We start from the raw sequence: 17,828 nt of genomic DNA, 5'->3' as shown, positions 1-17,828 counted from the left end.
TATTGACGTTCAAGATATAATCATAATATGAGGAAATATAAAACATCATATTTCCTCATCAGCTTTTTAATATTTATAATATTATAAATCGCAGATATATCTAAAATTTCATGTAACAATTTAATGCATAGATAATTTACATATATTTGCGCTATCCTCGTTTTTTATATCATTGATTGTATTATCAATGGAAAACTCTATTATTTGTCAGGCCGAATATGTATCGATTTTTTGAAAAATTAGTATCACCTTATCCAAAAGTTGAATATCAATGTATGCCTAAAAATTTTTTTAATTTCATATGGCAATCAACTAAAGGAACTCGCTTATTTCTACTATTATTAATTATTCTTAGTGCATTCGCTGGTGCTTTTGAAGCCTTTTTATATGCAACTCTTGGTAGGGTTATTGATTGGCTTGCAGCTGTTGAACCTAGCAAATTTTGGCAACAAGAAAAAACAACATTAGTAATATTAGCTTTAATCATCATAGCAAGTACAATTATTATTGGATTACAAACTATTATAAAACATCAATGCCTGGCTGGTAATTTTCCAATGAGAATGCGTTGGAACCTTCATCGGTTGGTACTCAATCAAAGTATGCGTTTTTTCCAAGATGAATTTGCTGGTAGAATATCAGCCAAAGTCATGCAAACAGCGCTTGCAGTTCGTGATACTTGCTTTTTAGTGACGGAGATTTTTATCTATGTCTTTATTTCGTTTATTACTATGGCAACAATCATCGGGCAATTAGATCTTTGGCTATTAATTCCATTTATAGGCTGGTGTCTAATTTATGGTATTGCTATGTATTATTTTATTCCTCGTTTAAGTAAAATTGCTAGTTTGCAGGCTGATGCTCGTTCTACGATGACAGGACGAGTAACCGATACCTATACCAACATCATGACAGTAAAACTTTTTTCTCATGCTGGCAATGAAGCAAAATATGCTAAAGAATCAATGGATGAATTTTTAGTCACTGTCAATCAACAAATGCGCTTAGTCAGTAGCTTTGAAATTGTTAATCATTTAATGTCTATTTTGTTGATACTAAGCACTACAGGTATTGCCTTATGGCTATGGAGCAATCAATTAATTGGTGTTGGTGCAATTGCAACAACAACCGCTGTAGCGCTTCGATTAAACGGTTTTTCACATTGGATCATGTGGGAATTGGCAGCTTTATTTGAGAATATTGGCATAGTTAAAGATGGGATTAATACTTTTTCAGCCACTAAAACAGTTATTGATCAACCTAATGCAACATCACTTCATGTTACCCAAGGGAAAATCGAATTTAAGCACATCCATTTTGCTTATGATAAAAAACAACACAACTCAATTATTGAAGATTTAAATTTAACAATCAAACCTGGTGAAAAGATTGGTTTGGTCGGTCGTTCTGGAGCTGGAAAATCAACGCTTATTAATTTATTACTTCGTTTTTACGATTTACAAAGTGGTAATATTTTTATTGATGGTCAAGATATTACTGCCGTTAGTCAAGAAAGCTTACGTTCTAAAATCGGTATGGTGACACAAGATACTTCGTTATTGCATCGCTCAGTACGAGAAAACTTACTTTACGGTAACAAAAATGCTTCTGAAAAGGAGATGAGAGAAGCAGCCAAAAAGGCTCATGCAGATAAATTTATTCAAACACTCGTTGATACAAGAGGTAAAACAGGATACGACGCTTTTGTTGGTGAACGAGGTATAAAATTATCCGGAGGGCAAAGGCAACGTATTGCCATTGCTCGCGTCATTTTAAAAAATGCCCCTATTTTATTATTAGATGAAGCAACAAGTGCATTAGACTCTGAAATTGAGCAAGCAATTCAAGAAAGTCTATATACTTTAATGGAAGGAAAAACCGTTATTGCTATTGCCCATCGATTATCTACAATTGCGGCAATGGATAGACTAATCGTACTTGATCAAGGTAAAATAATCGAACAAGGAACCCATCAAGAATTATTAAACAAGAATGGTTTATACGCACAGCTTTGGAAACATCAGAGCTGTGGTTTTTTAGCCGATAACTTTTAATTTACAAAGAAGGTCAGGACTTATACTAAATATAAAATATATATATCCTGACCACACTTTATTAATTAATAAAATTTTTATAGAATTCCGATTCAAATCGCATGACTGCACTATTTTTGGGCTCTCCTTTATTATCAGCTTGGTATCCTGATAATAGCTGCACAAATGCAACATATTCCCCTTCAGACTTTTGGATAAATCCAGCTAAGTTATAGCAACCTTGAATATAACCTGTTTTGGCTCGTATTGTTTCTTTAAAAGGTGCTTGATTAAGACTTTTTCGATTCTGCAAAGTACCATCAACTCCAGCAATTGGTAACATTTCAATAATTCTTAATTTTGTATTATTAGCTGCAATATATTGTAGAATTTCCATTAACTTATCGGCGCTAACCAAGTTTAATCTAGATAATCCAGAACCATCAGCAATAACTAAATTTTCTAAATTTATACCCGCTTTTTTACGTAAAATTTGCTTAACAGCATCACCGCCATTACGCCATGTACCTTGAACATTATAATAATGGGCCCCTAAAGTCCTAAATATAGCATCTGCATACAAATTATTTGATTTTTTAAGCATAACTGTCAACAGTTCAGAAAGTTGAGCTGATTGGCTAGAGGCTAATAATGACAACTGAGCATTAGTCCTTTGATTACGTTCAATAATAGTTCCTGTATACATTATTTTTTTTTGTTTAAGCTCATTTTTTAAAATTTTCGAAAAATATTCAACACTATCAATTACTGCAAATTTTAACGGTATTTTATCTGAACTTACAGCAATGCATCCTGATAAATGGTAATGGTTTTTATCTGAGTAGTTTACATCTAATTCACAATATTTATCATTTAAATCCTTACTATTAGCAGCGATAGTTCTGACATCACCAGTAAGAATAATAGGAGTATTGGAAGATACCGTAACAGAGGCTTTGGAACCGACCTTACCCGGAATAATGGTTGCATTAAAACAGTTATTATCAATAATAGCTGCAGATGGCGGAGCACTATAACATGCAGTTAAGTTATTCCAGGACCAACCCGATGCTTTATCATGACTTGTAAAAATTGAAGTATCCAAAATCACATTTCCTGAAATTTTCTCAATACCTTTTTGGCTCAGTGTTGCAATCATGCTTTTTAATCGATCACGAGTAAAAGTTGGATCTCCACTTAATTGAATAATAAGATCACCATTTAACTGTTTATTACTTATTGAGCCATTGGTTTGTATACGAGTTATAAAACGGAAATCATTACCCAGTTCAAGCTGAGCAGCTAACGCAGTTATCACTTTTTGAGTGCTTGCTGGTTGTTTGAATTGATTACTTTTATATTTTGCTAATGTTTTAGGATTACGCCCAACAGATTGAACCAAAATGGATAAATCACTTCCTTTAGGTAAAGAAGATATATAAGGCTCTACTGGTTGTGCATATAATAATCCCGAAATAAAAGGAAGAAGAGTAAGAATAATTATCCTAAATTTTGTCATAAATACTGGCTCAAAATATTATTAAATTAAAACAGTTAAATAAGACTTGCAAATATAACTTTTTTTGATTTAGCTAGCAATATATACTCTATCACTTTTATAATTATATATTACGGTTAAATTAGATAAACCAACTATTCAAATTATCTAAAATCAATTAAAACTAGGTAATATAAATATGATGCAAAGTTCATTAGGATTTCCAATAGAGACCATGTTGGTATTTGTTGTGCTAGCCTTGGCTGCAATTATTGTTGATTTATATGCTCACCATAACGATAAACCTATCAGTTTAAAAAATGCCATTATATGGTCACTTTTTTGGATAATTGTTGCACTGGGGTTTGCACTATTTTTATACATTCATCATGGGAGTACTACTGCTAGCTTATTTGTTGCTGGTTACGTCCTTGAAAAAGCACTATCTGTCGATAATTTGTTTGTCATTATGGCTATTTTTTCTTGGTTTTCAGTACCTAATAATTATCGACATCGCTTACTTTATTGGGGAGTTATTGGCGCTATTATATTCCGCGCCATATTTGTTGTAATTGGAACAGGTTTGTTATATTTAGGTCCTTGGATGGAATTAGCTTTTTCAATATTAGTAGCTTGCACTGGAATAATAATGCTAAAAAATCAAGATAATGGTCAAGACATAAAGGATTATTCAAATCACTTAACTTTTCGCATCGCCAAACGTATTTTTCCATCTTACCCCAAAATTGTCGGTCATCACATTTTATTAACCAAAAAACAACTTGATAGAGAACTTGCAAAACCTGAGAATAGCAATTTAGTTGGTAAAATACCTAAAAGTGTTTTTTATGCTACACCGCTGTTTTCATGTATTGTTGTAATTGAGTTAAGTGACGTTATCTTTGCGTTTGATTCTGTTCCTGCCGTGATTGCTGTAAGCCAAGAACCGTTAATTGTCTATAGCTCGATGATTTTTGCTATTTTGGGTCTTAGAACTATGTATTTTATTTTACAAGCCATGAAACAGTATTTAGCTCATCTTGATAAGGCAGTTATCTGTTTACTCTTTTTTATTGCCGGAAAATTGGCTTTAAATGCAAGTAATCATCTATTTGGATACGGTATTGATATAGATCCAATTACCAGTCTTTATATCGTTTTAGGCACACTAGCTTTAGGAATTATTGCTAGCATCATTTGTCCGAAAAAATAAAGTGCGATAATTAGAGTAAAAATATTGGCAGGTTTTCCTGCCATTTTTAGTATAAATTTATTGACGTTTTAAAGATCGAATAAAATAACTTACACCTAAAATAACAAACCAAATAGGTGTTGCCACTAATGCCTGGCGAGTATCAATCTCAAAAGTAAGTAATACAATCACGAAGGCAAAAAAAGCCAAACAGACGCAGCACATAAAAATACCACCTGGCATTTTAAATTGAGATTGTTCATGTAAGTTTATTTTTTTGCGACGATAAGCAATATAAGAAATAAGAATCATCGACCAAATAAACATAAATAAAATAGCCGAAATTGTAGTTACTATAGTAAAAGCTTCCATGACATTAGGCACTAAATAAATCAAAACAACTCCACCAAACAAACATGTGCACGAGAATAATAGCCCATTAGCCGGTACAGAGCGACTCGATAATTTCCCAAACGGTTCAGGAGCATCTTGTTTTTTAGCAAGCCCAAACAGCATTCTGCTTGTTGAGTAAATACCACTATTAGCAGATGATGCTGCTGAAGTTAATACTACAAAATTAATAATACTTGCAGCAGCAGGCAAGCCAATTAGAGTGAATAATTCTACAAAAGGACTTTTGTTTGGAGAAATAAACTCCCATGGAGTTACACTCATAATAATGATTAAAGCAAAAACATAGAAAAAGATGATACGCGCAGGCACTGAATTAATTGCACGAGGCAAATTTTTGCACGGATCAACGGTTTCTGCTGCAGTTGTGCCAACTAACTCAATCCCAACAAAAGCAAAAATAGCAATTTGAAATCCAGCAAAAAAACCCATACTACCATGAGGGAAAAAGCCCCCGTATTCCCACAAATTCGAAAATGCAGCTGTGGTACCCGTTTGTTCGGAATGAAAAGCAGTCAAAATGAGTACAAGTCCAATTCCTATCAATGCTAAAATTGCAATAATCTTAATCATTGAAAACCAAAATTCTGTTTCACCAAACATTTTTACCGTTAATAAGTTTAGTGTTAAAAGTAAGGCAACTGTTAATAACATTGGTATCCATGACTGCAGTTCAGGAAACCAATGTTGCGCATATCCAGCAATTGCAATAACGTCGGCAATCCCTGTAATTACCCAACAAAACCAATATGTCCAACCAGTAAAAAATCCAGCCCAAGGCCCCAAAAGGTCATTGGCAAAATCACTAAAAGATTTGTACTTTAAATTAGAAAGAAGGATTTCCCCCATCGCACGCATAACAAAAAAAAGGATAAAACCAATAATCATATAAACAAAAATAATAGAAGGACCAGCAAGACTAATTGTCTTTCCTGAACCCATAAATAAACCAGTCCCAATTGCCCCACTGATTGCAATTAATTGAATATGACGGTTAGAAAGATTTCGCTTCAGATCATTTTTTGAGGATGTAATGCTCATCGCTATTATTTCCTTTTATTTTCTATATTTCTCGACTTACTAAGAGTCTAGGACTATAAAGTCTATAGAATAAAATCGCAAGTTGAATTGTTATGAAAACTTTTTATGGATTCATAATAATTATCTGTAGTTTCTTATAATAGAATTGTGTAGCATAACCAGCCATATTGCTTAACTTATTATAATTATTTTCCAAGATGAAAAAAAAAGATCGTTATTATTATTTTTATTTTTTTAGTATTTTACTTGTTTTATCTATTTTTATTGGTAGCCAATACTATTCAAATAAACCAACTAATCAAGGCCAACAATATAAAGATGGGAAATTATCTTTACCACTTAACATTAATCAGCCTCAATTAAATATTCCTGTCAACATATCAGACTACATTATTCAAATAGCTAAAATTAAATCGTCATCGCCTTCTTTATATAAAAAAAATGAACATATTTATAAAGCAATAAATGAGTGGATTAGCCGTTCTTTAATGGTTGATGAATTTTACAAGGTAGGACTTAACAGTTACGAAATGGTTGGACAAGATGGGTATGGCAATGTACATTTAACAGGCTACTACACTCCGATAATCAAAGCAAGGCATCAACCAACAGCAGAATTTAAATACCCTATTTATAAGATGCCTGTTGTTAGTGATGAAGAACAACTACCAAATCGTGAACAAATTTATAATGGAGCTCTTTCTGATAGAGATCTTGAAATTGCATACAGTAATTCCTTAATGGATAACTTTATTATGGAAGTACAAGGTAGTGCCTATATTGATTTTGAAGATGGTTCACCTTTAGTCTTCTTCAGCTATGGAGGTAAAAATAATTATGGCTATTCTAGTATAGGAAGATTATTAGTAGAACAAGGCGAAATAGAAAAAGAAAAAATTTCTATACAATCAATTAAAGATTGGGCAAAAAACAAACCAGAAAATCAAATTAAAGCTTTACTAATTCAAAACCGTTCATTTGTTTTTTTTAATCCACAATATAATGCTGAAGTTACGGGTGCGGCTGAAATACCTTTGGTTGCAAATGCATCAGTCGCATCGGATAAATCAGTCATTCCTTTAGGATCTGTAGTATTAGTTGATGTGCCGCTTCTTGAAGACGATGGGCAATATCGAGGCAGACGAGAAACTCGACTTATGATTGCACTTGATGTAGGTGGTGCTATAAAAGGTCAACATTTTGACCTTTATCTAGGAATAGGAGATAAAGCAGGAAAATTAGCCGGATACTATAACCATTATGGACGCGCATGGGTACTACAGCCTTAAACTACTAACGTCGACGCCATCAAAAGAACCTGTTAGAATAAAGTAATACAAGCTGAATTAAGGATAACTCATGAGATTATGTGACAGAGATATCGAAGCATATTTAAAAAATGGTAAATTAAAAATAACACCACAGCCTGCAGCAGGCTGTATTAATGGTGCGACTGTTGATGTTAGATTAGGTAATCAATTTCGTACTTTTCGAGAACATACTACACCTTATATAGATTTAAGTGGTCCAAAAGAAGAAGTATCTGCAGTCTTGGAACGAGTGATGAGTGAAGAAATAGTATTACCTGAAGGTGACGCCTTTTACTTACATCCTGGTGAGTTAGCATTAGCTGTAACTTTAGAATCAGTCACTATTCCTGACGATTTAGTTGGCTGGTTAGATGGCCGTTCATCACTTGCTAGATTAGGTCTAATGGTTCACGTTACAGCTCATCGTATCGACCCTGGCTGGCAAGGACAAATTGTATTAGAATTTTATAATTCAGGAAAAATTCCATTAGCACTTAGGCCTGGAATGACAATCGGCGCGCTCAGTTTTGAAACGCTAACTGGTCCTGCTACAAGACCATACAATCGGAGGTTAGATGCAAAATATAAAGACCAGTATGGTGCTGTTGCCAGTCGTATTGATAAAGACTGAATAATCGATAACCATAACGAAGGAACATTAATATGATCAAAAAAATATTGGTTATTCTATTTGCTTTAATTTTAGTCATAACAATTAGTGTTGTTTCATTGATTGTTTTTGTTGATCCCAACAACTTTCGTGGGTTTATTTCTGATACAGTTAAAGATAAAACAGGATATGAATTATCCATCGATGGAAATTTACGTTGGCATATATGGCCGCAAGTGAGTATTTTAACTGATTCAATTAAGCTAACTGATGCAGGAGCTTCAAAACCCCTTCTAACTGCAGATAATATGAGATTAGACGTTGAGTTACTACCTCTATTCTCCAAAAAATTATCTGTCAAAAATGTTTTTATAAAATCAGCAGTTATCAGTATCACCAATGAAAGTAAAGGTAATATTGCAAAAAATGGTACAAAAACATCATCTAATACAACCACGAATAAACCAACTGATTCTAAAGATCAAAAAATTTCATCTAATTGGAAATTTAGCTTAAATAAATTTGAAGTTAGTGATAGTACTGTGACATTACAACATAATAATGATTTAATTAACTTTAGAAATATTAATCTAGTGTTAGAACAAAATAGTGAAAAAAATATTTCCATCGATTTAAAAGGTAATATAGATAAAAATCAACAAGATTTATCTTATTTGATACATGCATATGTCGATTTAAATCAATTTCCAGAACAAGCGTTAATCGATTTAAAGAAATTAGATTTCATTTATAAAGGTGTAGACAATTCAACAAAAGAGCTAAAAGGTAACATTAGCGGTGTATTTAACTACCATCATCCACAAATGTTACTTAAAAGCCAAAATTTAACTTTTTCAATTAATGAAAATCATTTTACTGCCACAATAAATGCTGATTTAGCAAATAAACCATATATAAATTTGCAGTTAAATTCAGATAAAATCGATCTCACTTCGTTCTTGAAAACAAGTCAAAATTCAAATAAAGAAGCAAATCCTCAACAAACTTCACCAGTGGTGTCGAATGTCACAAAAACCAATAATGAATTAAACTTTCTGAATAATTTTAATGCTAAAGCTAAATTAAATATTAAACAGATTAATGCTAACAAAGTAACATTAAATAATATTGACATTGATATGACCAATGAGGAAGGTATTGCAATATTTAAAAAGATTAACTTTGATATTGCTAATGGCCATATAGCTGCAACTGGTTTAGCAAATGGTAAACAAAAAAGTACACTAATGAAGCTTAATACCAAAATATCCAATGTTGATTTAAATACATTTTTTAATCAATTAAATATAGCACATGATCTAGAGGGTTTATTTAACGCTACTGGAGATTTAGAAAGCAACAGCTTATCTGGTTCAAAAATCTTAGCCAACTTGCAAGGAAATTTGAATATAGTAGTAACTAATGCAAGGCTAAATAATTTAAATATTCAAAGAATCATCCAAAATACGGCAACTCAATATTCAAAGGACATCATGACTCCTGAAAATCAAAAAAAATATACTGAATTCCATAAAATTTCAGCTATTGGTAATTTGAGGCAAGGTAATTTGCAATTGTCGACATTAAATGCCAATTCTGAAACTCTTGATGTCATTGATGGATCAGGGCGAGTTGGTTTTTTAAAACAAGATTTGGATGTTAATTTGAATTTAAAAATATTAGGTGGCTGGAACGGTAAAAGTGAAACAATTAGTAAACTGCAAAAGTTAACAATACCACTACGTATTTATGGGCAATTTGCTAATCTTCATTATCAAATAGATATGAGTAAATTAATTACCGATGCACTAAGCGATAAATTACAAGACCGTTTAGACAAACTCCGCGAAAAATTAAAAACTCATGACTCTAAAGATAATTCAAAATCTAAATCAAAAGCTGCAGATATCTTAGGCGAGCTAATAAGAAAGTAACAAGAAAAAAGGTGAAGTTGAGCAAATTCATCTTCACCTTTTTATGTTTAGAAGTTAAACTTTTTATAAAATAAACTTACTTAGATCTTCATCTGCAACAAGCTTATCTAAATGATCGCTTACATATTTAGCATCAATAGTTACAGTTTCTCCACCGAGTTCACTAGCTTCGAATGAAACATCTTCCATCAAGCGTTCCAAAACAGTATGCAACCTGCGGGCACCAATATTTTCATTTTGCTCATTTACTTGCCATGCTGATTCCGCAATTTTACGAATACCATCCGAGGTAAAATCGATGTTAACTCCTTCAGTTGCCATTAGAGCTTTATACTGAACAGTAAGTGAAGCATTTGGTTCGGTTAAAATACGTTCAAAATCTTCACTTGTTAGAGCTTGTAATTCAACCCTAATTGGTAATCTGCCTTGTAATTCAGGAATTAAATCAGATGGATTTGCTGTTTGGAAAGCACCTGATGCAATGAACAAAATATGATCCGTTTTAACAGATCCATGTTTAGTCGACACTGTACAACCTTCAACCAATGGTAAAAGATCTCGTTGTACTCCCTCACGTGAAACATCTGGGCCTGAAGAATTACCACGTTTACAAACTTTATCTATTTCATCAATGAAAACAATTCCATTTTGTTCTACTGCTTCAATCGCCTCATGTTTAAGATCATCAGGATTAACCAATTTAGCAGCTTCTTCTTCAATGAGTTGTTTGAGTGCATCTTTAATCTTCATTTTACGTGGTTTTGTTTTTTGTCCACCTAAATTTTGAAACATTGACTGTAATTGATTGGTCATCTCTTCCATACCTGGAGGAGCCATAATTTCAACACCAATATTAACACCAGCTAATTCGATTTCTATCTCTTTGTCATCAAGTGAACCTTCACGTAATTTTTTGCGGAAAGCTTGTCTTGCTGTTGTATTATTATCTTCAACTTGTCCCCACCCATCTTTAGCTGGCGGTACAAGTACATCCAAAATGCGCTCTTCAGCTAATTCTTCCGCTCGATTACGATTGCGTTCAATCGCCTCTTGACGGATCATTTTTACTGCAGAATCAGTTAAATCCCGAATAATTGAATCAACTTCTTTCCCCACATAACCAACTTCGGTAAACTTAGTTGCTTCTACTTTAATAAACGGTGCATGCGCTAATTTGGCTAGACGTCTTGCAATTTCAGTTTTACCAACACCTGTTGGCCCAATCATAAGTATATTTTTTGGTGTAACTTCATGACGTAATGTTTCATCTAGTTGCATACGGCGCCAACGATTACGTAACGCAATTGCAACAGAACGTTTTGCTTTTTCTTGCCCAATAATATGTTGATTTAGTTCGCTTACAATTTCACGAGGAGTCATTTCAGACATAGTTAAATTTCTCTTAAATCAGATTAATAATTAAGTTCTTCAATTGTTTGGAAATTATTGGTATAAACACAAATGTCTCCAGCAATCGATAATGATTTTTGCACAATATCATGTGCAGAAAGTGAGGTATTATCTAGTAGTGCTCGTGCCGCTGCTTGCGCATAAGGGCCTCCAGAACCAATAGCAATTAAGTCATCTTCTGGTTGAATGACATCACCAGTACCTGTAATAATCAATGATGCACTTTCATCAGCAACAGCAAGTAGTGCCTCTAGCTTACGTAGCATTCTATCTGTTCGCCAGTCTTTAGCTAGTTCGACAGCTGCTTTAGTTAAATGTCCTTGATGCATCTCTAGTTTTCTTTCAAACAGTTCAAATAGTGTAAAAGCATCTGCTGTACCGCCAGCAAAACCTGCAATCACTTTGTTATTATATAAACGACGAACTTTACGAGCATTTCCCTTCATAATAATACGCTCGCCGAGCGTAACTTGCCCATCGCCACCTATAACCACTTGACCTTCACGACGGACACTGACAATTGTCGTCATATTCTGCTCCTTCTTTCACTTAAGTAACTTTATTCGGAATGAATAGACTATATATAGGGATGATTAATATAATTTCAACATTTTAATTTGAAGATATTGTTAATTTATTTTAAAAAAATTTCTGGAAATATAGCGTTTGCGAATAAAAACTATTTTGGTTGAAAGTCAATTGTCATTATTTTTACTTGATTATAAAATGTGCTCGCAGGTTTTGGAATAATAGCTTGTTTAGTTGCAGAAAGGGCTTCTCGACATAATGCATCATCACCACCTTTTGCACTCACATCAAGCAATAAACCATCGGGTGCAATTTGAATTTCTAATACACAATTTCGGCCACTATATAATTTATTAGGATTAATAAACTTATTACTAATCGCATTTTGAACTAATGATTTGTATTTATTTAGCTCTCCATCAGAAACACCTTTACGACTAGCAGCACCACCTGATGGATTAGATGTGCCTGATGTTAACCCGTTTAGTAAATTATCAAGTTCTTTATCTTTTTTAGCTTGTGCAGCTCGCTTAGCTTTATCGGCAGCAGCTTTTTCAGCGGCTTGCTTTTTTGCTTGCTCTTCTTTCTCTTTAGCTAACTTAGCTTGTTTTTGTTCATTTTCAATTCTCTGCTTTTCTATAATTTCCTGTTCGGCTTTAGCTTTAGCTTCTTGTTCAGCTTTTTGTTTAATTAACTCTTCTTGTTTACGTTGATTTTCCTCACGTTGCTTTTCTAATAACTCTCGCTCAGCTTTTAATTTAGCTTCTTGCTCAGCTTTTTGTTTAGCTAATTCCGCTTGCTGTTGTTCTAAACGCTGCTTTTCAGCTTGTCTTTGCTGTTCTTCTAGCTGTTCTTTAGCTTTACGTTCATCTTCTTCTTTTTGCCTTGCTACCCGTGCCGCCTGTGCAGCCTCTGCCTCTTTCTTTTGTAGTTCTTCTACTTTTAAGCGCTCTCTTTCTAACTCTTTAAGTCGTTGCTGTTGAGCCAGTTGCTGTTCTTGTAAAGCTTGAGCCTGCTCTTCTATTTGTTGCTGCCTTTGTTGCTCAGCCCGCTTTTGGCTAATCTGTGTTTTTAGTTGTCTTTGGTATTGTTCATTCATTACAGAAGGATCAACCATAATAGCATCGATAGAGTTGCCGTTAAAGCTACCATAATTAACATCATTACTATACATAACTCGGTAACCTAAAATAATAATTAAAATGATATGTAGTATAATAGATATTACAATAGCTATACTTAATTTTGAATTTGACTTATGAGACATTGCTGACATCTTTTATAATATTTAAATTGGTTGAGTCATTAATCCTACAGACTTAACACCTGCTGATTGTAATAAATTCAACGCTTTTATAATTTCTTCATAGGGAACATCTTTAGCTCCACCAACTAAAAACACGGCCTTTTCATTAAGCAACATCTGTTGCTTAACTTCTGCAACAATTTTTTCTTGTGGTAAATTAGCTTGACGGTCCTGCTCAATAATTAGAGCATAAACTCCAACACCTGACACTTCAATAATGATTGGTTTAGTTTCTGATGGTGAAATCGTCTTAGATTCCGATGCTTCAGGTAGATCAACTTCAACACTTTGACTAATAATTGGTGCCGTTGCCATAAAAATAAGCACTAATACTAATAGTACATCAAGTAAAGGTACTATATTGATCTCAGATTTAGTCGAATAACGAGAACGTCTGCTTCTACTCATAATTATTTCCTAACAGCAACTGCTTGGCGTTGTAAAATTGCAGAAAATTCATCAATAAAGTTAAGATAGCTTTGTTCAATTCGACTCACACTCAATGATAAACGATTATAAGCAAGTACGGCAGGAATAGCAGCAAATAGACCAATTGCGGTTGCAATTAATGCTTCAGCAATCCCTGGCGCAACCATCTGTAACGTTGCCTGTTTAACTGCACCTAAAGAAATAAATGCATGCATAATTCCCCAAACAGTACCAAACAAACCAATATATGGACTAATAGAACCTACTGTACCTAGAAAAGGAATGTGTAATTCAAGGATATCAAGTTCACGATTCATAGCTAAACGCATAGAACGCAATGCTCCATCTAAAGCAGATTCTGCCATATTTGGATTAATTTGATAAAGCCGTGAAAACTCCTTAAAACCTGAATAAAAAATATGCTCTGTACCACTAATTTCTTCTTTATAAAATTTCGCTTTATCAAATAAAATATTTAAATCATCAGCAGCCCAAAAACTATTATCAAATTCCTCAACTTGTTTTTTAGCTTTTCCTAAAATCTTACTCCGTTGAAATATAATAGCCCATGATATAACAGAAAAAGTAAGTAGCAATAACATAACACATTGTACTAACAACCCCGCTTGCAAAAATAGATTAATAATGTTCAGATTTTCCACTTATATAAACTCCAAAACTAATAACTTAGGAAGCCCGCATGGCTTCATCTTAGCGATATCTACACAGGCAATAAGCACATCTGCTGTGCTGATAACTCGTTCATTTTGATTAACAATAGTCTGTTTGAAAATAATAGATGCTTTGCGAGTTTGATCCACCTTAGTACTAATAGTAAGCATATCATCTAAACGAGCAGGAAAATGGTAGCTAATATCCATTTTTTTAACAACAAACGCAATATTTTCTTGTAATAAGGTCTGTTGGCTAATTCCTAGTTGTCTTAAAATTTCAGTCCTTGCTCTTTCAAAAAATGCTAGATATCTAGCATGATAAACTACACCGCCTGCATCTGTGTCTTCATAATAAACTCTTGCATTCCAATTGAATTGTTTCATATCCAAATCACACTAATCAAATTTGGTGTTATTATATCTGAATATAAACTTCGCTGCACTATGATATAAAAAACAGCAAATGAAAACAATTATCATTTTCCTTTATTGCTAATATTTTACTTACTAATTAAAAAGGTGACTATTTGTCACCTTTTTATTAATTTATACTTGATATTATTTGTTATTAGTTTCTTTTTCGCTACCCCTTTCAACTAACAAACCTGTAACAGCCGATAGCATACATGCAGCAATAATTCCTATAAACCACAAAATGTAATACATAATAGTTCCTTAATAAAGAGAATGTTTATTATTTTCAATATGATTTTTATCTAGTCTTCCAAACATTTTGATATATGACCAAATAGTGTATATAAGGACAATAGGTAAAAATATAAGAACCACAATAAACATAATATTAAGTGTTAATTGGCTTGATGATGCATCCCATATTGTTAAACTTGCATTTGGCATAATGCTTGAAGGCATAATAAATGGAAAAGTTGCAATACCATAGGTAAATAAAACACAGGCAATTGTTAATACTGATGAAATAAATACTAATGCATTTTTGTTTAGACTAGAAAAAAGAATAGTAAGCAGTGGTAACACCATACCTAAAACAGGGACTATCCATAAAACTGGATAATTCAGATAGTTATCTAACCATGAAGCATCAGTAGAAACTGTTTTAGTCAATGGATTAGATGCTGCATTATAATCAATCACACTGGTAACTTCATAACCATGAATGCCAAATGCAACCCAAACTCCAGCCAAAACAAATGCAATTAACATTACTAAGCTAGCAATTTGTGTAGCCTTTCTGGCTCTTAAATAAAGTTCCCCTGATGTTTTCATTTGTAACCAAGCACCACCATGAGCAACAAATAACATTAAGCTAACAACGCCAGTCAACAATGCAAAAGGATTAAGCAAACCAAAGAAGTTACCATCATAAAATACACGATAAGAGTTATCAAATCGGAAAGGAACACCTTCTAATAAGTTACCAAAAGCAACACCAAAAACTAATGCTGGCACAAAGCTACCTGCAAAAATACCAGCATCCCATAAATTACGCCATTTTGAATTTTCTAGTTTACTACGATAATCAAAACCAATTGGTCTAAAAAATAGCGCACAAAGAACTAAAATCATTGCAATATAAAAACCAGAAAACGACGCAGCGTATACCATTGGCCAAGCAGCAAATATTCCTGCACCAGCAGTAATTAACCATACTTGGTTACCATCCCAATGAGGAGCAATTGCATTAATCATAATGCGACGTTCTGTATCAGTCTTACCAATAAATGGTAATAAAATACCAACGCCCATATCAAAACCATCTGTTACAACAAAACCGATTAAAACAACACTAATCAGCACCCACCAGATGACGCGTACAATCTCGTAATCAATCATTGTGTATACTCCCTATGTCCTATCTGTTACCGGTTGTGTTTTTTCATAATGATAATTGCCTGTGCCTAAAGAACTTGGCCCTAAGCGAGCAAATTTAAACATTAAGAATAATTCAGCAATTAAGAATAGTGTATAAAGTCCACAAATAAGAACCATAGTGAATAACACTTCACCTGCTGTTAATGAAGAATTTGCTACTCCAGTCGGTAAGATGTCTTGAATTGCCCAAGGTTGACGTCCATACTCGGCAACAAACCAACCTGACTCACATGCCAGCCAAGGGAACGGTAAAAAAAGAATTAATATGCGGTGTAACCAACGCTTTTCACCAATTTTATTTTTATAAGTGGTCCATAAAGCAAACCCAGTCCCCAAAATCATTAATACACCAAGGCCAACCATAACTCTGAAAGCCCAGAATAGAGGCCAAACTGTAGGAATTGAGTCTTCTGCCGCAGCCTTTATATGTTCTTCAGTAGCCTGAGGTATAGCCAAATTATCACGATCAGTAAAACGTTTGACTAAATAACCATAACCTAAATCAGATTTATTATCTTCAAAAGCTTTCAGTACATTAGGGTCTTGATTACCCTGATGGATCTTCTCCAAATTACTATAGGCTAATATCCCATTGCGAATTCTTTTTTCATTATTTGCTAAAATATCTTTTAATCCTGTTACTTGAGTATCAAGTGAACGAGTGGTCATTATTCCCATAACATATGGGATCTCTATTGCAAACAAGTTTTCTTTATTGCTTTGTGATGGAAAAGCAATAACATTAAATGATGCTGGTGCAGGTTGAGTTTCCCATTCTGCTTCAATTGCTGCAAGTTTAGCAGGCTGAACAGTTGTCATCTCATGACCTGCTTCATCACCCATAATCGCCACAACGATTGACATAATAAATCCAAATGTGGCTGCAACAGCAAAAGATCGTTTGGCAAAGGCAACATCACGTTTTTTTAACAAATAGTAAGAGCTAATACTTAAAATAAAAATAGCACCTGTTAAATAACCTGCTGCAACAGTATGAACAAATTTATATTGAGCAACTGTATTAGTAATTAACTCATAGAAATTAGCCATTTCCATGCGTGAATTAATAGGGTTAAATTCAGAACCTATTGGGAATTGCATCCAACCATTAGCTACTAAAATCCAAAGAGCTGAAAGGTTAGAACCAAATGCGACACACCAAGTCACCATTAAATGCTTACCACGGTTTAATCTATCCCAACCAAAGAAAAATAAACCTACCATGGTTGATTCTAAAAAGAATGCCATTAAACCTTCAATAGCTAACGGTGCACCAAAAATATCTCCCACATAATGCGAATAATAAGACCAGTTAGTACCAAATTGAAATTCCATGGTTAAACCTGTTGCGACACCTACTGCAAAGTTGATACCAAACAGTTTACCCCAGAATTTTGTCATATCTTTCCAGACTTGCTTACCACTAACAACGTATACCGTTTCCATAATTGCTAGCATAAACGCTAATCCTAGCGTTAATGGAACAAAAATAAAATGATACATTGCAGTAAGAGCAAACTGGAGCCGTGAAAGTTCTACTATATCTAGCATAAACGCTCCCTAATCCTTAAATGCTCACAAATTTCTACGTTATTGCCAAG

At 33.6% G+C, this 17,828-nt stretch carries 15 protein-coding genes; 5 read left to right on the top strand and 10 right to left on the bottom strand.

Features of this window, described 5'->3' with window-relative positions; all coding sequences use genetic code 11:
• Positions 1-218 precede the first annotated feature (218 nt).
• On the top strand, positions 219-2,054 hold the full coding sequence (locus ACGH6Q_RS02680; protein WP_411591740.1) for an ABC transporter ATP-binding protein: 1,836 nt from the start codon (positions 219-221) through the stop codon (positions 2,052-2,054).
• A 61-nt stretch (positions 2,055-2,115) separates the two neighbouring features.
• Here ACGH6Q_RS02680 and dacB read toward each other — a convergent pair whose 3' ends face one another.
• Entirely contained in the window at positions 2,116-3,552 is a 1,437-nt protein-coding gene (gene dacB, locus ACGH6Q_RS02675; RefSeq protein ID WP_174798589.1) for a serine-type D-Ala-D-Ala carboxypeptidase, read from the bottom strand.
• A gap of 178 nt (positions 3,553-3,730) precedes the next feature.
• Here dacB and ACGH6Q_RS02670 point away from each other — a divergent pair, with 178 nt between their 5' ends.
• Positions 3,731-4,744, top strand: a complete 1,014-nt coding sequence (locus ACGH6Q_RS02670; protein ID WP_411578170.1) for a TerC/Alx family metal homeostasis membrane protein — start codon at positions 3,731-3,733, stop codon at positions 4,742-4,744.
• 57 nt (positions 4,745-4,801) lie between these two features.
• On the opposite strand, the gene cycA is transcribed toward ACGH6Q_RS02670, so the two are convergent.
• On the bottom strand, positions 4,802-6,175 hold the full coding sequence (gene cycA / locus ACGH6Q_RS02665) for a D-serine/D-alanine/glycine transporter (protein WP_174798591.1): 1,374 nt from the start codon (positions 6,173-6,175) through the stop codon (positions 4,802-4,804).
• 197 nt (positions 6,176-6,372) lie between these two features.
• Between cycA and mltA the strand changes: the two genes are divergently transcribed.
• The 3 genes from mltA (at position 6,373) to asmA (ending at position 10,029) form a co-directional block, all read left to right on the top strand.
• On the top strand, positions 6,373-7,464 hold the full coding sequence (gene mltA, locus ACGH6Q_RS02660) for a murein transglycosylase A (protein WP_296317636.1): 1,092 nt from the start codon (positions 6,373-6,375) through the stop codon (positions 7,462-7,464).
• A 70-nt stretch (positions 7,465-7,534) separates the two neighbouring features.
• Positions 7,535-8,116 (top strand): dCTP deaminase, encoded by a 582-nt coding sequence (dcd, locus tag ACGH6Q_RS02655; RefSeq protein WP_296317638.1) that lies wholly within the window; start codon positions 7,535-7,537, stop codon positions 8,114-8,116.
• A 32-nt stretch (positions 8,117-8,148) separates the two neighbouring features.
• Complete coding sequence (gene asmA / locus ACGH6Q_RS02650) at positions 8,149-10,029, top strand: outer membrane assembly protein AsmA (RefSeq protein ID WP_411591738.1); 1,881 nt, start codon at positions 8,149-8,151, stop codon at positions 10,027-10,029.
• Between the two features lie 63 nt (positions 10,030-10,092).
• On the opposite strand, the gene hslU is transcribed toward asmA, so the two are convergent.
• The 8 genes from hslU to ACGH6Q_RS02610 form a co-directional block, all read right to left on the bottom strand.
• Positions 10,093-11,418 carry an HslU--HslV peptidase ATPase subunit gene (hslU, locus tag ACGH6Q_RS02645; RefSeq protein ID WP_174798594.1) on the bottom strand — a complete coding sequence of 442 codons (1,326 nt, stop codon included), beginning with the start codon at positions 11,416-11,418 and terminating at the stop codon, positions 10,093-10,095.
• A gap of 23 nt (positions 11,419-11,441) precedes the next feature.
• The gene (gene hslV / locus ACGH6Q_RS02640) at positions 11,442-11,969 is read right to left on the bottom strand and encodes an ATP-dependent protease subunit HslV (RefSeq protein WP_025316169.1); all 528 of its coding nucleotides are present in this window, start codon (positions 11,967-11,969) and stop codon (positions 11,442-11,444) included.
• A 149-nt stretch (positions 11,970-12,118) separates the two neighbouring features.
• Positions 12,119-13,234 carry a cell envelope integrity protein TolA gene (gene tolA, locus ACGH6Q_RS02635; protein ID WP_411591737.1) on the bottom strand — a complete coding sequence of 372 codons (1,116 nt, stop codon included), beginning with the start codon at positions 13,232-13,234 and terminating at the stop codon, positions 12,119-12,121.
• A 21-nt stretch (positions 13,235-13,255) separates the two neighbouring features.
• Positions 13,256-13,681: a colicin uptake protein TolR gene (tolR, locus tag ACGH6Q_RS02630; RefSeq protein WP_065574447.1), complete on the bottom strand. Its 426-nt coding sequence runs from the start codon at positions 13,679-13,681 to the stop codon at positions 13,256-13,258.
• A 2-nt stretch (positions 13,682-13,683) separates the two neighbouring features.
• Positions 13,684-14,364: a protein TolQ gene (gene tolQ, locus ACGH6Q_RS02625; RefSeq protein ID WP_034909742.1), complete on the bottom strand. Its 681-nt coding sequence runs from the start codon at positions 14,362-14,364 to the stop codon at positions 13,684-13,686.
• Positions 14,365-14,760 (bottom strand): tol-pal system-associated acyl-CoA thioesterase, encoded by a 396-nt coding sequence (ybgC, locus tag ACGH6Q_RS02620; RefSeq protein ID WP_141671007.1) that lies wholly within the window; start codon positions 14,758-14,760, stop codon positions 14,365-14,367.
• Between the two features lie 291 nt (positions 14,761-15,051).
• Positions 15,052-16,188 (bottom strand): cytochrome d ubiquinol oxidase subunit II, encoded by a 1,137-nt coding sequence (cydB, locus tag ACGH6Q_RS02615; protein WP_034909746.1) that lies wholly within the window; start codon positions 16,186-16,188, stop codon positions 15,052-15,054.
• Positions 16,189-16,200: 12 nt separating this feature from the next.
• The gene (locus ACGH6Q_RS02610; RefSeq protein ID WP_411591736.1) at positions 16,201-17,778 is read right to left on the bottom strand and encodes a cytochrome ubiquinol oxidase subunit I; all 1,578 of its coding nucleotides are present in this window, start codon (positions 17,776-17,778) and stop codon (positions 16,201-16,203) included.
• Positions 17,779-17,828: the final 50 nt, after the last annotated feature.

This window comes from Gilliamella sp. BG2 (assembly GCF_046635645.1).
GTDB classification, from domain to species: Bacteria; Pseudomonadota; Gammaproteobacteria; order Enterobacterales; family Orbaceae; genus Gilliamella; species Gilliamella bombi.
This window is presented reverse-complemented; position numbering and strand designations above follow the sequence as displayed.

Excerpts from the sequence above, each read along its gene's own strand:
- cycA (WP_174798591.1), bottom strand. The coding sequence starts at position 6,175 with ATGAGCATTACATCCTCAAAAAATGATCTGAAGCGAAATCTTTCTAAC.
- tolA (WP_411591737.1), bottom strand. The coding sequence starts at position 13,234 with ATGTCTCATAAGTCAAATTCAAAATTAAGTATAGCTATTGTAATATCT.
- asmA (WP_411591738.1), top strand. The coding sequence starts at position 8,149 with ATGATCAAAAAAATATTGGTTATTCTATTTGCTTTAATTTTAGTCATA.
- hslV (WP_025316169.1), bottom strand. The coding sequence starts at position 11,969 with ATGACGACAATTGTCAGTGTCCGTCGTGAAGGTCAAGTGGTTATAGGT.
- mltA (WP_296317636.1), top strand. The coding sequence starts at position 6,373 with ATGAAAAAAAAAGATCGTTATTATTATTTTTATTTTTTTAGTATTTTA.
- dcd (WP_296317638.1), top strand. The coding sequence starts at position 7,535 with ATGAGATTATGTGACAGAGATATCGAAGCATATTTAAAAAATGGTAAA.
- ybgC (WP_141671007.1), bottom strand. The coding sequence starts at position 14,760 with ATGAAACAATTCAATTGGAATGCAAGAGTTTATTATGAAGACACAGAT.
- ACGH6Q_RS02610 (WP_411591736.1), bottom strand. The coding sequence starts at position 17,778 with ATGCTAGATATAGTAGAACTTTCACGGCTCCAGTTTGCTCTTACTGCA.
- ACGH6Q_RS02670 (WP_411578170.1), top strand. The coding sequence starts at position 3,731 with ATGATGCAAAGTTCATTAGGATTTCCAATAGAGACCATGTTGGTATTT.
- hslU (WP_174798594.1), bottom strand. The coding sequence starts at position 11,418 with ATGTCTGAAATGACTCCTCGTGAAATTGTAAGCGAACTAAATCAACAT.
- cydB (WP_034909746.1), bottom strand. The coding sequence starts at position 16,188 with ATGATTGATTACGAGATTGTACGCGTCATCTGGTGGGTGCTGATTAGT.
- dacB (WP_174798589.1), bottom strand. The coding sequence starts at position 3,552 with ATGACAAAATTTAGGATAATTATTCTTACTCTTCTTCCTTTTATTTCG.
- ACGH6Q_RS02680 (WP_411591740.1), top strand. The coding sequence starts at position 219 with ATGTATCGATTTTTTGAAAAATTAGTATCACCTTATCCAAAAGTTGAA.
- tolR (WP_065574447.1), bottom strand. The coding sequence starts at position 13,681 with ATGAGTAGAAGCAGACGTTCTCGTTATTCGACTAAATCTGAGATCAAT.